The sequence below is a fragment of the Shewanella sp. SG44-6 genome (genome assembly GCF_014164185.1).
GTDB classification, from domain to species: domain Bacteria; phylum Pseudomonadota; class Gammaproteobacteria; order Enterobacterales; family Shewanellaceae; genus Shewanella; species Shewanella vesiculosa.
The window spans coordinates 1-15,798 of sequence record NZ_JACJER010000040.1; the positions used below are offsets into that span (position 1 = coordinate 1).

A 15,798-nucleotide genomic window follows, 5' to 3' on the forward strand; every position below is an offset into this window, starting at 1 on the left:
GTTTACGACAGATACCGAAACATTAGAGAATGCCTTAGCTGACTTCACTTTTTCTCCTTGTTCGAGCCAGGACATCAGCAAGTTTGGTTTTTCAAATGCTTTAGGTAAAAAAGGCCAAGCATTAGTGCACAGTGCTGAAAACCGTCATTTAATTTGTGTCACTAAAGAAGAAAAAATTCTCCCAGGCCAAGTGATTAAAGAAGCCTTAGATGAAAAAGTGGCGGAGATTGAAGATCAAGAGAACCGTAAAGTCACTAAAAAAGAAAAAGACACCATTAAAGATGAAATCACCACGACGTTGTTGCCTCGGGCATTTTCTCGTCGTAGCCAGACACACGCACTTATCATGCCTGAACTGGAAATGATTCTAGTCGATAGCTCTAGTGCGACTAAAGCGGAAGAGTTATTAGCATTACTGCGTAAAGCCTTAGGCAGCTTACCTGTGATCCCGTTAAGTTATGCAACTCCAATCGAGTCAACGTTAACCCAGTGGTTACAAGCGGGTGAAGCTCCTGCACCATTTGAGATGCAAGATGAAGCCGAACTTAAGTCTGACTCTGATGAAGGCGGTATCGTACGCTTTAAGCAACAAGTGCTCCAAGAAGATGAAGTGCTCGCTCATATTGCAACAGGCAAGCAAGTACACAAACTAGCCTTACATTTTGGCCAGTCGATTGCCTTTTTAATGCAGTCTGATGCCACGATTAAACGTCTTAAGTTTTCTGAAGAGTTTAGAGCAGGTAATGATGAAGTCGGTACAGAAGACCCATTAGCCCGTTTAGATGCAGATTTTGCCTTAATGGGCAGTGAATTAGTCGCGTTTATTAATGCGGTTAATCAAGCTTTTGGTCCGCTAGAGCAAAGCGTGTAATCCAACTAAGGACACAATATGAAACTATACGGAAGTTATACGTCACCTTTTGTTCGCCATTGTAGAATTGCGCTACTTGAGTCAACGCTCGATTACCAATTTATTGAAACCGATCACGCCACCAGCGCGGCGTTATCGCCGACTAAACGGGTGCCTTTTTTACAAGATGGTGAGTTAACGCTAACCGATTCTAGTGCCATATTGCGATATATCCGCAGCAAGTCGGACAAGCCATTCCTTGAAAGCACTGTCGAGCTTGATCAATATTGTATGATCAATACAGCATTGGACAGCACAATCAATTTATTCTTCTTGTCTCGTGATGGGGTCGATATTGAGCGCTTTGATTACACCATCAGACAGGCGCAGCGAATTGAGTCGACATTAATGCAGCTTGAAACATTTGAATTGCCTTTGCATGGCCCTTTTAATGATGTGCAGCTAAGACTAGCCTGTTACCTCAGTTGGGCGATATTCCGCCAACGTATACATATCGCTAACTACCCTAAGCTAAAACTGTTTTTAGCGGCAGTTGAAAAAGAGCCATTTTTTATTGAAACCGCCCCGCAGGCATAAGTTAACACGATAAAAAATGCCCTGAATTTCAGGGCATTTTTTTATCTACAACAAAATAACTCAATCATACGTAAGAGCTTATTCGCCGTCAGCGTTAATCCATTTACCTTCGGTATCAAAAGGCCAATCAATACCTAACCATGCTTTAAAGAAAGCTTTTTGCTCAGCAGTCACATTATCAACCGCAGTAATCGCTAACTTATCTTTCGGTTGTTCTGCCAACACTAAGTTCACATCTTTTAGTTGATCATTACTAAATACCGTCACCTTAACAGTGTCACCAGGGCTAAAATCGTTAAAGCGTTTAGCAAAACCGTCTGCGGTGACTTTTAAACCATTGACCGCCACTAACTCATCACCAGCCGTTAAACCGGCTTTCCAAGCTGGGCTATTTTTAGCCACAGTTGCTAATACTAAATCAGCATATAAGCCAGATAAGCCCATGCCTGTATCAACTTGTATTTTGGGCTTATCACCATAAGTGGTTACCAAACCGGCTTGAGCTAATAGATCATTAAACTCTAAACTAACTGGCTGATTCACAAATTTCTGCCACCAAGGTTGATAATCTTTGCCGGTGAGTGCTGTTAATATGTTTTGCACATCTGCCACAGTGTAGCCCATTGGAATTTTAAAGTTTTCATATAACTCCTTGTGCACATCACGATAAGAATGCGCTAGCTTACTGTCAGTTAACACACTGAAATCTAATGCCAGTGAAGCTAAATATCCCTCAGAATAAATATTCACACTGTGGTTAACCGCATAATCGCCCCAAGTGCTACTCCATTGACCTAAACTGGCTTCTGCAACCGATTGAGTTTCACGCCCAGGATTATGCTGATTAAGTACTATCCGTAAGCTTAAATCATCAAAGAATTCTTTTGCCGTCATCACCCCATCACGTAACAACAACTGATTTTGAAAATAGCTGGTTGAACCTTCTGCGACCCACAATAAATCAGTCATATTCTCAGACTGATAATCGTAAGGCACCAATCCTTGAGGACGATACGATTTTACATTCCAAGTATGGATAAACTCATGCGATGCGGTACTAATAAAGCGTAAATAATCTTCACGCTCACGAAAGTTAAATCGCGGTAATTGAATAACGGTTGAGTTCAGGTGTTCTGTGGCTCCGCGTGCACCGCTAGTGGCATGCACCATATACACATAACGTTTAAACGGGTAACCATTCCAAATAGCTGACGCTTGAGCGCTTATTTTACCTAAATCAGCAATAATTTGCGTAGTGTCGTAGTTTCCCTCCCCCCAAAAAACCACCTCATATTGGCGATTATCGGCATCGAAACTAAAGTGCTGGCTTATTCCCGTCTCAATCGGTGAGTCAACTAAGACGTCATAATTAGCTGCTTTAAATGAATGTGACTTGCCGTCTCTGTCCATTCCAGAATAACTTTTCCAGCCTTTTGGCACTTGCATATTGACCGTAATAGGTTGCTGGCGAAACGCAGGGCTATACATAAACACACCACTGGCATCTAAGAAAGCATGGCTACTATCAATGTGACGTAATCGGTCACCAAGCTCATTAGCATGCAACTGATATGTCACCTTAACCGATGTAGGTTGAGTTAAGGTTATTTGCCATTCACCACTGGCAGTGCGTTTCCAAGGTAGCGACTGACCCTTGCTGTCGGTCGCATTAAACAATCTAACCCCATCAGCAACAGGCAATACTTGATAACGGCCGGTTCGCCATACTGGTAAATTAACCGTTAGCACCTGCGAATCAGTTTGAGGAAATGACACGCTCACCTGAGCTAAATGGTGTGCGGGTTGGTTAATATCAATATGGTAATCAACATCAGCAAGGGCTGGCATGGCCCAAGTCATCAAAAAAATGGCACTGCTAGCTAAAATTGCAAGAGAAGTAGGTTTCACTCTAGGTTCCTTCTGGTATGATTCTATTGTTTTTATTTTAAATTCCGAACAATTATAACGATCTAGACTCATTAACACAGTGGCAATTTGTAACTGAGTGAGAATACTTAGTATCAATGACAAACCAATGTTAATTTATTCATCGATACCAGCTGATAATGACGTCCACATTTTTTAATCCTAAAAAGGTATCTTTTACTATGCTGCGATGTTTTCCTCTGTTCATATTATGTTCAATACTATTAAGTTCAGCAGTGTGCGCAAGAGATATTGAACAGCAAGAAATATTGTTCAAAGAAAATCCTCAAAAAATTTATACCAAGTTATTGAGAACGACCGAGTTTCCTTTGCACTTTTCAAACAAAGCAGAATTCGACCAAGTCGCTGAAAATTTAGGTTTTCAACCAAATGAACTCCATCGTGATTTAGAGCTATTAGCTCGCCTTAATTTACAAGCAAAACTCACATCGCCAACTAAGTACCAAGATGCAGAATTACTCATATCGCAGTTAGACAGCATTGCATCAACAACGCTTGAAAAAGCCATGGTGATTATGCTTAAAGCACGGATAAAGGGACGTAAAAACCAAGAATATAATCAAGTGATCGTTGAATTCAATGATGCGTTGAATATGGTTAACGCCGATATCAGCTTAGAAAGCACCCTGTTCAAGTTAACACTGCATGAACAATTGAACATGTTACATTCATTGTTACTTCAACCTACGCCAGCCTTGTCTCATTTAAATCGTTATCGTGAAATGGCTTATCAGTTACACAATAATTATTTTATCGCCGATGCGGAATCGCAATTAGGCCGTTATTACAATCTGAATGGCGATCAAGCAAAGTCACTGCAGCATTACAGTGAAGCATTTCGTTTAGCCAACATCTTAGATTACCCTGGCATTAAAGCCCAAACACAGCTCAATCTCGCGCGGACCTACCGTGATTTAGAACAATGGGATGATGCACTCAAATATGCCCACAATGCGGCGGAAATATTTCAAGTAATCGGCCAGGATGTCTACTTGTCAGAATCATTAACTGTTATGGCGATGATTTACGCAGGCAAAGGGGAATGGAATAAAGCCATCGATTATTATTTAAATGTCCAGCAAGTAAATGAGCGGATGGGGAACCAAATTGCAATTGGGCTCACATATCACAATTTAGGTGAGGCTTATTTTAAATTGCATAATATTCAGGCGTCATTAGATGTAATGCAACGAGCAAATGAAATATTTAGAGCTCGAAAAGTAAATCATTACTTAGTCCATAACGAACTCCTCTTTGCTCAAATAACAACCAGCGAAGGCATGTGGACAAACGCGATTGAGCATGCAAATAAAGCGATTAAGCTGGCTAAAAAGAAACATTTAACCGAGGTGCAAACCGAGGCTTTAGGGTATTTATCTACCGCATATCGCAAAACTAACAACATTAATGCAGCGCTTAAAACTGTCGATGAGATAGTCGAATTAGTCAATAATTCACAGAGTAAAACTGAACAACCCAATGACTTTTCAGAGCTAACAGAACAGAAATTAAAATTTGAACTGGGTTTGATGCGCAATAAACTGGAACTGCAAACGACTAAAAATAAATACAATCAATTTATCATTTTAGTATTAGTACTTATTTTTAGTATTGCGATTATCTTATTGATTTTTATCTACAGAAAATTTCAACAGCGCAATACTCTGTACCTTAACGCACAACGTTTAAATACAATCGATCCCATAACACAAGCACAAGGTTACCGAGCATTTATTCAACTGATCAGCACACTGAAAAATACCGAACCTAAAACATTAGCTTTGGTAAATATCAACGAATTAAATAATATTGATATTCAACTTGGACTCACAGAATCAACGGCATTGATGCAACAATTTAATATTCAATTCAGTAAGCACTTAGATACTCAAGTATTTACCATACGCTCAGGACTGATCGGATGCTATTTTAATCAACAGTATGATGCTGATGTTATATTAAATGCCGTTATTGAGAGTCTTAAGCAATTAAAAACAACGCAGTTTACGATTCCAAATTTTGCGCAAAAATCGACCGAACACTATGCCAGCATTGGCCACATTAGTTTACCCTTGCTCGCCAACCCTGATGTCAGTATTAGTGCAGAATTACAATTTGAGACATTACAATATGCGCTTGCCGCGGCAATGGATATTGCCGAGCAACCAGCTTATGTCTCATTGAGGCCACTTAATTTTGCACCAGCAGCTATTTTTATGCGGCCACTTTATTTAAATCTGACTCAAGCACTTAACCGCGGCATCATTCGTGCAGAAAGTAATCGTCATGCCCAAAGTATAAATTGGCCAAATAATTAATCGCGTAATAAACTGGCAATTATAGTTATTTATTCTGTTTTGTACGGTAATTGGATTTGCTGCACAACATTATTGAGATAATATTACTATAGTGTTAACTGATCAGAGATTAGTTAGTGAAAAAACGAAATTATGTCTTCAATATGGCAACAATCACGGCAACCTATGCCTTTAGATGAAAAATGAGAGTAGGCACTGCAACATGAAAGAGTCAAATACAGCGATAACACAAATTTCGTTGATGAAGCAAAAGCTCCACGCAGCCAAACTTGCTCTCGAAGAGATAAACGTCGATCGCAATGGTAAATTGAAAACACTGATTCAATTTATCTCCCATCTCAGTCTTGCCTGCAAAGGACAATGTATTGAACTCGACAATAAACTGGCAAAATTGCGCCATCATATGCACAATTTTGAACAAATTGATGAAGCACTGCCAGAATTAGTCGACATTGAACGCTTGTTAAAATCTCAATACAACCAAACAATGACGCGTTTAGAAGACAGCCGTAACGGCCTTAATCGAGTTATCCGTCAGATCCAACGCATTGATTCAGCCCCAGAAAAACTCAAAAAAGAACTGACTTATTTTAAACAAGAACTCGGCAAGCCATTTCATACAGTATGGGAATACATCCCAAAAGTCGAAAAGCTGATATTTTTCTATGAAGAAATTTTAAAAAACGAATTTGCCGATGCAGACGATTACCAGATTTTGCCTCAGCACGTTCAACTTGCCAAAGAGCTTGCTGCTAAGATTGCCGAAATTGAGTTTAGAAAAGATCAACGCGACCAAATTCTAGTCATAAAAGAAATATTACTTGGTGATATTAGCTTGAGCAGTTTACTCGACTCTTACCAATCAATATTGAGTTTACTGTTAGAAAATATTGCACGTGAAAAAAGCGCATCACAAGACTTTTTATTTGCACTTAATGATGCCTTGTCCATAGTCCGTGATGTCGTCAATAACAGCTATAACAATAACCAACGCAGTGAGCAGCTTAAAGGCCAATTAAATAAAGAGATTAATTTACGCGTTAACAACGCAGACGAGTTAGTCTCTGATGCTGATAGTCTTAACGAATTAAAGACCCAACTAACGATACAGTTATCCTCTCTTCGTGATGCTCTTTCTCGTAAAGAAGCCCTAGAGCAGCGTGAACAAACACTGTTACGTAAGTCGATTGAATCTATGCGTAAAGAACTCAACTCGATGAGTCAAGAAGCCAACAATTACAAAGAAAAACTGTTTGAACATCAAAAGCTCAACCTACTCGATCCGCTGACCCAACTGGCAAACAGGACAGCATTAGAAGATAGAATGGAGCAAGACTATCGCAACCATGTCCGCTTTAAAACGCCATTATGGATAGCCATTACTGATATAGACCATTTTAAAGTGATTAACGACACCTTTGGTCACAGCACCGGAGATAAAACCCTGCAAGTTATTGCTATGGCCTTAAAAAACTCATTACGAGATAGTGAGTTTGTTGCCCGTTATGGTGGCGAAGAATTTGTATTACTATTACCTGATATTACTGATGAAAATATCTCTCAATTATTGAATCGCGTTAAAGATAAAATCAAAAATATTCCATTTAAGTTTAAAAATCAGAGAATTACAGTTACATTATCTATAGGTGCAGCACAAGTCATGGAAAACGAAACGCTTGAAGAAGCTTTCGAAAGAGCAGATGCTGCATTATACCAAGCAAAAAACAACGGCAGGGACCGAGTCGTTATTGATATCTAGCCCATCCTAAGACAGTTCTCTTTGGACTCGGCATCAATTACTCGAGTCCAAAGGAGTTGCTTATGATAGTAAAGATTAGTCCAAATGGTAGCCTAGATCAGCTTTCTCAATTAGAAGTAGAGCGACTAAAACAAGGTGCAAAAAGCGACCTTTATCAATTATACCGAAACTGCTCACTAGCAGTATTAGCTTCAGGCCTCATCAGCGATAGCTCTGAAGCACTATTTCATCGTTACGAATCCTTCAGCATCAATATATTACAACGCGAAAGAGGCATACAGATTGAGCTCATTGATCCGCCGATGAAAGCCTTCGTCGACGGTGAAATTATCACTGGTATTCAAGAGCACTTATTTGCTGTGCTGCGCGATATTATTTATATCAGCAATAAATACGAGAATTTAAAACACATAGATTTAAGCAATGCGACTCACATTACTAATGTGGTGTTTGATATTTTACGCAATGCTCAGGCAATCTCACCAATGAAAGATCCTAATGTTGTGGTCTGTTGGGGAGGACACAGTATCAACGCAGTTGAGCATCAATATACACGAGATGTGGGTTACCAACTGGGGCTACGCCGATTAGATATATGTACCGGTTGCGGACCTGGCGCAATGGAAGGCCCAATGAAAGGTGCCGCTATTGCACATGCCAAACAAAGAGTACACAACGCCCGCTATATCGGTTTAACCGAGCCAAGTATTATTGCCGCTGAACCACCCAATCAAATCGTCAATGAATTGGTCATTTTACCCGATATCGAAAAACGCCTCGAAGCCTTTGTTCGTTTAGGCCATGGGATTGTTATTTTTCCTGGCGGAGCCGGAACGGCAGAAGAATTACTCTATTTTCTGGGTATCTTATTAAATAAAGACAATAGCGATTCATGTTTTCCACTGGTGCTAACGGGACCAGCTGAAAGTGCTGACTACTTTACTGTTATTGATGAATTTATTGGTGCCACGTTAGGCATTGAAGCACAAAGCAAATATCAAATTATTATTGATGATCCCGTCAAAGTGGCTCAAGTAATGAAACAGGGTATGGAGCAAGTCAAAGCCTATCGCAAACAAAAATGTGATGCTTACCAATATCAATGGTCATTAAAAATTGAACCCGAATTTCAATTACCCTTTGCACCAACCCATGAGGTTATGGCAAATTTAAATCTCTACTTTCAAGATAACAAAGCAGAACTTGCCGCCAACTTGCGTAAAGCATTTTCAGGAATTGTTGCCGGTAACGTAAAAGGTGACACAATCAAGTTGATCCAACAGTTCGGCCCCTTTAAGATTAAAGGTGATCCTAAACTCATGCTGATGATGGATAAGCTATTAAACGCTTTTGTTAAACAACAACGAATGAAACTGCCAGGAAGTGCTTACGTGCCCTGCTACAACATAATAAAAACCAATGAATAAATTACTCATTATCGATGGACTTAATCTGGTGCGCCGTATTCATGCGGTGTTGCCAGATGAAAACGATATAGCCAGCGTACAAGAACGTGTGCTGGCCGCATCTAAAAAAATGTTGCTACAGCATCAACCCACGCATTGTATTGTTGTCTGGGACGGCAATGAGCCCTCTTGGCGCAAAACACTGTATAACGATTATAAAAAAGGTCGCAAACCAATGCCAACAGCATTAAGTGATGGCCTGGTAAATATCAAAGCGACTTTAGCCGAGCAAGACATTAACTCTTTCGATGCGCCATCAGAAGCTGACGATGTCATCGCGACTCTCGCGATGAAGATGATCAGTAACAGTGGTGAGGTTATCATAGTGTCAACCGACAAAGGCTTTAGTCAATTACCCAGCAAAAATCTCACCTTATGGGATCACTTTAATCAACAGTTTTTTGATGTTACAGAATACGGTAAAAAACTCGGAATAGAGCAATATCAAATGCTCGACTTTATTGCATTGGCCGGAGACAGTGGTAATAAAATTCCCGGCATTATGGGGATAGGTCCAAAATCAGCAGCCGACTTGCTCAACAAGTTCAGAACCTTAGCTAATTTATATCGTTCGCTAGACAACCTTGGCGCTAAACAAGCACTTAAGTTAGCGGAAGGAAAAGAAATAGCCCGCATTAGCTACAAATTAGCGCAGTTACAATGCAATATCCCGTTGAATATTAATTTGAAACAATTTAGAACTAAACCAATATCAAACTAGTGTAATAATAAATCATCCAATAATAAAAACGATCTTCATAGCATAACGGATTAAACGCATTATGAACTCAAAAGTAAGCTATATCATAGGTGGCATTTTCACAGCCTATTTGTTGTTTGTCGCTGTCGTCATTTTTGTTTATGAACCTCAACCAGAAGACCGAGCTTGGGACGATCGCCAAGCATTTAATTTACAAAAAATGAGTGACATTCACTTTGGCCAAAGTCTTGATGAGATCCGAACCTTACTAGGCAGCGCAGATTTTGTCGAAGCTAAAACGGGTGTTGATGGCCAATATCAAGTGATGTATTACCGCACCCATCATGTAAAGTCAGATGGCGAAACCACTAAAGAAGAATGTACGCCATTGCTGTTCAGAGATAATCTTTTAGTGGCATGGGGACAAGATACTCAGCAACAATATTTTGATGTGCCTATCGCAGGTAAAGCCCCGCTATAAATCTGTTTTCAACTCAGCTAGAATCTAAGAACTCGCAGGCTCGCTAGAGGGCGGACTTTGTCCTGCTAGACCCTAGGTTTTAGGATCTAGCAGCGAAGCGCCCTAGCTGTGACGAAGTCATGCCCTAGAACCTAGGAGCTAAGTGGCTTGGGTTTGTACTCCTGATAAGATTCGCCTTGGCGCAGCCAATCTGGAGCAGGTGTGCCTTTCAAATAATGATCAAAGTACTGCTTCATCTTAATACTGTAATCAAGCTTATTAGGATACTTTTTCAAATGGTGTGGCTCATCTTGATATTGTAAAAACACCACATCCTTCCCTGCGCGGCGCATAGCCAGATATAACTCAACGCCTTGTTCCCAAGGCACAGCATCATCTTTATCACCAAACATGATCATCATTGGAGTTTGAATACGGTCTACATAAAAAATAGGCGAGTTTTCTATGTATTTTTGCGGCGCAGCAAATAAACTTTCTCCGATTCGGCTCTGGCCAGTTTCGTATTGAAACTGTCTTGCTAAGCCTGACCCATGACGAATACCACTATAAGCACTGGTCATATTCGACACCGGAGCACCAGTAACAACCGCTTTAAAGATATTGGTTTGTGTTACCGCAAAAGCGCTTTGATAACCACCCCATGAATGCCCCTGAATACCCACGGCATCTGGATCAGTCACGCCCATTTCAATTAGCTTTTGCACTCCTGCAGTCAATGCTTTTACTGACGAAATGCCTGGATAACCAATTTCAAAACGGATATCGGGTAAGAAAATAGCGTAACCATTGTCTGCATACCATGCAAAATTTGGTCGGTGGTTGAGCTTCATATCAGGAAAAGCATATAACCTGTCACTCATAAAGCGGTAAAAATACACCAGCGTGGGATACTGTTTGCCTGCTTGATAATTTGCTGGCTTAATTAACACCCCGTCCATTTTGACACCATCGCCATCTCGCCAATGGACTAATTCTGCATTGCCCCAGTTAAATGGTTCACGTTGTTTATCAAGCGTAGTTAACTGAACGGCTTTCTGTGGCGAGGTATTATCGGCAACATACAAGTCTGGATATAAGTCATAGCGCTGCTTTGTAAATACCACTGCAGCGGCTTTATTCGCTCTAGCCAGTAAGGTTAATTTACTATTACTTTCAGTTAAACGACTCACACCAGCCACGCCGATTTTAGCGCTAAAAAACCCATCCGCTTTTGATAGATGATTATAGCCTTGCAACAACACAGTCTCAGCATTGTTAACGACCGCAGGTAATAATTCATCTTTTTTGACTAGGCCGACTAGCCTAAATTGAGTTTTCTGTTTACGCCCTTCCCCATTGGTCAACATAAAGCCTTGTTTTGATGCAGTATTAAACTGCCAGACATCATATTTGTCATATACCGTTATCGCACTATCGTCGGCCAACCAAGGACCAAAGCCGTAACCGGGAGCTGCGCTGGGATAATCATGGTCTTCATCAGCAAAAGGAGTAGTAATATTTACGCTTAAATTAACCCGACGCTGAGAGGCAACATCAAATAAAAATACGTTACCTTGTTGGTAATAAGCTAAGAACTTGGCATTGGGTGATAACGTCGGCATCGCATCACTGGGTTGCTGAGTTAACACTAGCGTTTTGTTACCGTTGTTAACGTCCACTAAATAGACATCGCGATAAAAGCCTGCCCAAGTCACCATCTTCTGATATGGCACATCTGAACTAGCTAACAAGAAATGTGCTTGCTCGCCATAGGTCACATCAGGCACAACTTGGTCTGCTAATTGGACAACCTTATTTGAGTCCAGGTGTAAAACCGCTAGATAAGTGCGTTTTAATTCTTGCTCATATTCTTTAACTTCTTGAGGCTTAATTTTGGCATCATCACCATGCCAAATACGTAGCTGTTTTTTGGCGGTAATAATCTCAGGATTAAAGACATCATTTGGATTTTGATAATCAGCTAATTCAGCTTGCTGCCCTACTGTTGGCACTCGGCCAACAAATAAACGCTGGCCATCTTTTGAAAACTGTAAGCTTGAATATTGGTTATATGTCCACTTCTTGGTCGGAGCAAACTGCTGTTGTTGATTATTTTGTACATCGAGTAACAACAAATTATGCTCTCGACCATAACGTAAAGCACTTGCCATGCCTTTAGTTACCGCAACATATTGGCCATTGTCGCTGATAGCTAATGCTTCAATATGTTCATTTTTACTGCTGTAAAGCGGACGCTGTTGTTGATTATCGAGCGTGACTAACACGACTTGGTGTAGTTGACTATTATCTTGGTTGACTACCGCAACCAAATGTTGCGCAACTTTATCAAAGGCAAATTGAGTCACATTCGATAATAATGTTTGTTGGTCAGTGGCTAAATTAATCAGCTGAATATCAGCGCCTTTATCGGCTTTTTCAGTTTGAGATTGAGCAGAATCAGTCTTGGCGTTATTTTCAACAATACTCGCTTCAAGCGCTGATGAACCGGACTGAGCTGCTGGAGATGTTGTTTTAGTCTCTGTCGATTCAGCTTTAGCCACGTCAAACTTTAAAACCAGAAAATGACCGTCATCGCTAAATACTGCGGAGTCGACCTTATCAAATTGCTGCTGCTTGCCATTTTCGGTATTCAGTAACACCACTTGATGAGGCAAGTCATCTTTCTTTTTCGTTTCTCGATCAAATAAGCTCGCTTCAATTGTCGCCACAACAAATTTACCATCAGCACTGACTTGGACATTGGTGCCATTGGCAATTTCATATTGTTTACGATTATCACTAAAACGAATTAATGCACGACTATCGCCTCTATCAGGAGTAGCCTGTACAGCAATCACTGCGCCATTATCAGAAATAACCGGCTGCTGAAGGGTTTCAAAATGCATAATGTCATCGAGAGACAATGCACGTTGCGGCGCCGCATGGGCGCTCAATGACAGACAGACTGCCAATGGAATTAAATTAAATAATTTCACAGTTTTCCTCTAATAGTTCCCATAATCCATAACTGGAACAGATTATCGTAATGGACTCGTAAATAGATCATCTTTAATCTTAACGAGTCAACAGTTGACTTAAGCAGTCTGTAATCGATTTAACGCATTGCATTCGACCAAGGTCGTCTATATAAAAAAAGCTCACCGAATAAGCTAATGCACGACAATAAAACATAAACCGACCAACATTATTTAGCCTTGAGATGCTTTACACGTAAACAATTTGTAATAAAGGTTCATAGTAAAACAATCAAATTAGAATTGACTTAAAAATAACGGAATTAATGTGATAATACTCACTATTTTCTGTAAATAAACATTAAAAGTCGTTAAAATACGCCGCAGAAAAACGACGCTTTTTATCGTCACCTAGCCGTGTCATGTATACGGTCTATCAATTGCAGTAACCACAACCGTGGAAGGACTATTCATGTCAAAACGTACAATAACCGTGATCCCAGGTGATGGGATTGGCCCAAGCATTATCGATTCAGCATTAAAAATCCTCGACAAAGCAGGATGTAACTTTGAATATGAATTTGCAGATGCAGGGTTAACGGCGTTAGAAAAGCACGGTGAATTAGTACCACAACGTACTTTAGATCTTATCGAGAAAAACCGGATTACTCTTAAAGGTCCGTTAACCACTCCTGTGGGAGAAGGTTTTACCTCAATTAATGTGAGCTTACGTAAGAAGTTTGCCCTTTATGCCAACGTGCGCCCAGTGATTTCATTTAAAGGCACTCAAGCGCGTTATGAAAACATTGATATTATTACCGTGCGTGAAAACACTGAAGGTATGTACTCAGGTTTAGGACAAAAAATCTCTGATGATGGTCAAACTGCAGAAGCGACGAGTATTATTACCCGTCAAGGCGCAGAACAAATCACCACCTTTGCTTACGAGCTTGCACGTAAAGAAAATCGTAAAAAAGTGACTATCGTTCATAAAGCTAACATCATGAAATCAACCTCAGGTTTATTCTTGAAAGTGGCACGTGAAGTGAGCTTACGTTACCCAGACATTACCACTGAAGAAATGATTGTTGATGCAACTTGCATGAAACTGGTTATGAATCCTGAAAACTTTGATGTTATCGTGACGACAAACCTATTTGGTGACATCTTGTCAGACCTATGTGCAGGTCTTGTGGGCGGTTTAGGCATGGCACCGGGCGCAAATATTGGTCGCGATGCTGCGATTTTTGAAGCGGTACACGGCAGTGCTCCTGATATTGCAGGCAAAAACTTAGCCAATCCTACATCCGTTATTTTAGCCTCGATTCAAATGCTAGAATACCTAGGCATGTCTGATAAAGCTGAAATGATCCGCAGTGCAGTATCGGCAGTGATAGAAGAAGGCGATCGTACGACTCGCGATTTAGGCGGTACTCACGGCACGACCGATTTTACTCAAGCAGTACTGGATCGTTTAGTCTAGAACTAAGCGTAAGGCTGACGGTTTATTCAGCTCATCAGCGATTAATCTGCTCAGCCATTAAACAAAAAGCCCCTTATGCACTTCTGCCTAAGGGGCTTTTTGTTAGCGATACTATTGCATGCTTATGCGTAGCTCACACCCTTTTCAGGGAAAATCCATAAATGTACCGTCACTTCATCACGATCATGGTAAAGGTGTTTACACTGCATTTTAAAATCGATTTCATTTTCAGTTAAAATGGTGGCCATGGTTTCTAAGATAGTGCTCACTTCTTTATAGCGGCTCTTCATTGGTAATTTAAGATTAAAAATAGCTTCTTTAAACCAGCCATTAATTGCCCATGCTTCCATTAGCTCAGCAACACGAGCAGGCTTTTCAACCATGTCACACACTAACCAATAAATATTTTTACGTGGCGGCTCAAAACGAAAGCCATCGGCACGGTAATGCTTCACTTGGCCGGTTTCCATCAATTTTGGATCCATAGGACCATTGTCAATGGCCGCAACCATCATGCCACGGCGAACTAATTGGTAGGTCCAACCACCAGGGCAAGCCCCTAAGTCAACCGCATTTAGCCCACTGCGACAGCGAGTTTCTTGTTCTTCTTTAGTTAAAAAAGCACCGAAGGCTTCATCTAACTTAAGGCTTGAGCGACTCGGCGCATCCGTAGCCATTCTTAAGCGCGGGATCCCCATAAAATGTGGTGAACTATTATGGCTTAAGGAATAACCCGCATACGCTTTACCAGGTCCAATGAAACACACATGAATAATTGGACGACGGTCATTTTCAGCATTGAGCAATGCGCCACTCTTTTTTAGCCCTTGGCGAAGCGGTACGGTCAATTTACGACAAAATGCCGATAATTCTTTAGCTTCATTTGTATCAGGTGTTTCAACACGCAGCTCGCCGCACTTTGACAATTGGGCAAGTGAAGCCACAATCGGCCCAACGCGATCTTGTTCAGGTAAATCACTCAACAACTCACCGGCAGCAAACATTTGTCGCGCAAACACTAATGAACTAAGCGCTAAATCCTTGGCTAACGTATCGGCACCATTATCATCAAAACATTGATAGATAACATAAGCATCGTTGAGATTTGTTTTTACAAAGCCACCGACGTTTAATTCTGCAGCACGTTGTTGAATTTCTGCCGCACAATCTTTTTCATAGCCTGAGCGACAAAATAGGAATAGGTTTTTCATTTGGAGCCTTAGCGTAAGGATATTCGCATAAC

11 protein-coding genes are annotated in these 15,798 nt (G+C 40.7%); 8 read left to right on the forward strand and 3 right to left on the reverse strand.

From position 1 onward, the window contains the following. Window positions 1-871 (forward strand): recombination-associated protein RdgC (gene rdgC, locus H5185_RS09255; RefSeq protein WP_182741949.1); only part of this gene is annotated, 871 nt, incomplete at its 5' end. 18 nt (window positions 872-889) lie between these two features. Then, window positions 890-1,447: a glutathione S-transferase family protein gene (locus tag H5185_RS09260; protein WP_182741950.1), complete on the forward strand. Its 558-nt coding sequence runs from the start codon at window positions 890-892 to the stop codon at window positions 1,445-1,447. 78 nt (window positions 1,448-1,525) lie between these two features. Here H5185_RS09260 and H5185_RS09265 read toward each other — a convergent pair whose 3' ends face one another. Then, window positions 1,526-3,355 (reverse strand): M61 family metallopeptidase, encoded by a 1,830-nt coding sequence (locus H5185_RS09265; RefSeq protein ID WP_182741951.1) that lies wholly within the window; start codon window positions 3,353-3,355, stop codon window positions 1,526-1,528. A 254-nt stretch (window positions 3,356-3,609) separates the two neighbouring features. Here H5185_RS09265 and H5185_RS09270 point away from each other — a divergent pair, with 254 nt between their 5' ends. From H5185_RS09270 to H5185_RS09290, 5 genes are all read left to right on the forward strand, one after another. After that, the gene (locus tag H5185_RS09270) at window positions 3,610-5,712 is read left to right on the forward strand and encodes a lipopolysaccharide assembly protein LapB (RefSeq protein ID WP_182741952.1); all 2,103 of its coding nucleotides are present in this window, start codon (window positions 3,610-3,612) and stop codon (window positions 5,710-5,712) included. Window positions 5,713-5,914: 202 nt separating this feature from the next. Further along, window positions 5,915-7,471 carry a GGDEF domain-containing protein gene (locus H5185_RS09275; protein ID WP_182741953.1) on the forward strand — a complete coding sequence of 519 codons (1,557 nt, stop codon included), beginning with the start codon at window positions 5,915-5,917 and terminating at the stop codon, window positions 7,469-7,471. Window positions 7,472-7,533: 62 nt separating this feature from the next. Next, a complete protein-coding gene (gene ppnN / locus H5185_RS09280; protein WP_124017965.1) occupies window positions 7,534-8,898 on the forward strand; it encodes a nucleotide 5'-monophosphate nucleosidase PpnN in 1,365 nt (454 codons plus the stop codon). Further along, window positions 8,891-9,658, forward strand: coding sequence for a flap endonuclease Xni (gene xni, locus H5185_RS09285; RefSeq protein WP_124017964.1), 768 nt, complete (start codon window positions 8,891-8,893; stop codon window positions 9,656-9,658). Before ppnN ends, xni begins: the two co-directional genes overlap by 8 nt. A 61-nt stretch (window positions 9,659-9,719) precedes the next feature. Beyond that, the gene (locus tag H5185_RS09290) at window positions 9,720-10,118 is read left to right on the forward strand and encodes a DUF3192 domain-containing protein (RefSeq protein WP_182741954.1); all 399 of its coding nucleotides are present in this window, start codon (window positions 9,720-9,722) and stop codon (window positions 10,116-10,118) included. Between the two features lie 131 nt (window positions 10,119-10,249). Here the strand turns inward: H5185_RS09290 and H5185_RS09295 are convergent, their stop codons facing one another. Further along, window positions 10,250-13,093, reverse strand: a complete 2,844-nt coding sequence (locus H5185_RS09295) for a prolyl oligopeptidase family serine peptidase (protein WP_182741955.1) — start codon at window positions 13,091-13,093, stop codon at window positions 10,250-10,252. Between the two features lie 451 nt (window positions 13,094-13,544). On the opposite strand from H5185_RS09295, the gene H5185_RS09300 reads away from it, so the two are divergent. Next, window positions 13,545-14,555, forward strand: coding sequence for an isocitrate dehydrogenase (locus H5185_RS09300; protein ID WP_124017961.1), 1,011 nt, complete (start codon window positions 13,545-13,547; stop codon window positions 14,553-14,555). Between the two features lie 122 nt (window positions 14,556-14,677). Here H5185_RS09300 and rlmM read toward each other — a convergent pair whose 3' ends face one another. Then, window positions 14,678-15,766, reverse strand: coding sequence for a 23S rRNA (cytidine(2498)-2'-O)-methyltransferase RlmM (rlmM, locus tag H5185_RS09305; RefSeq protein WP_182741956.1), 1,089 nt, complete (start codon window positions 15,764-15,766; stop codon window positions 14,678-14,680). Window positions 15,767-15,798 lie beyond the last annotated feature (32 nt).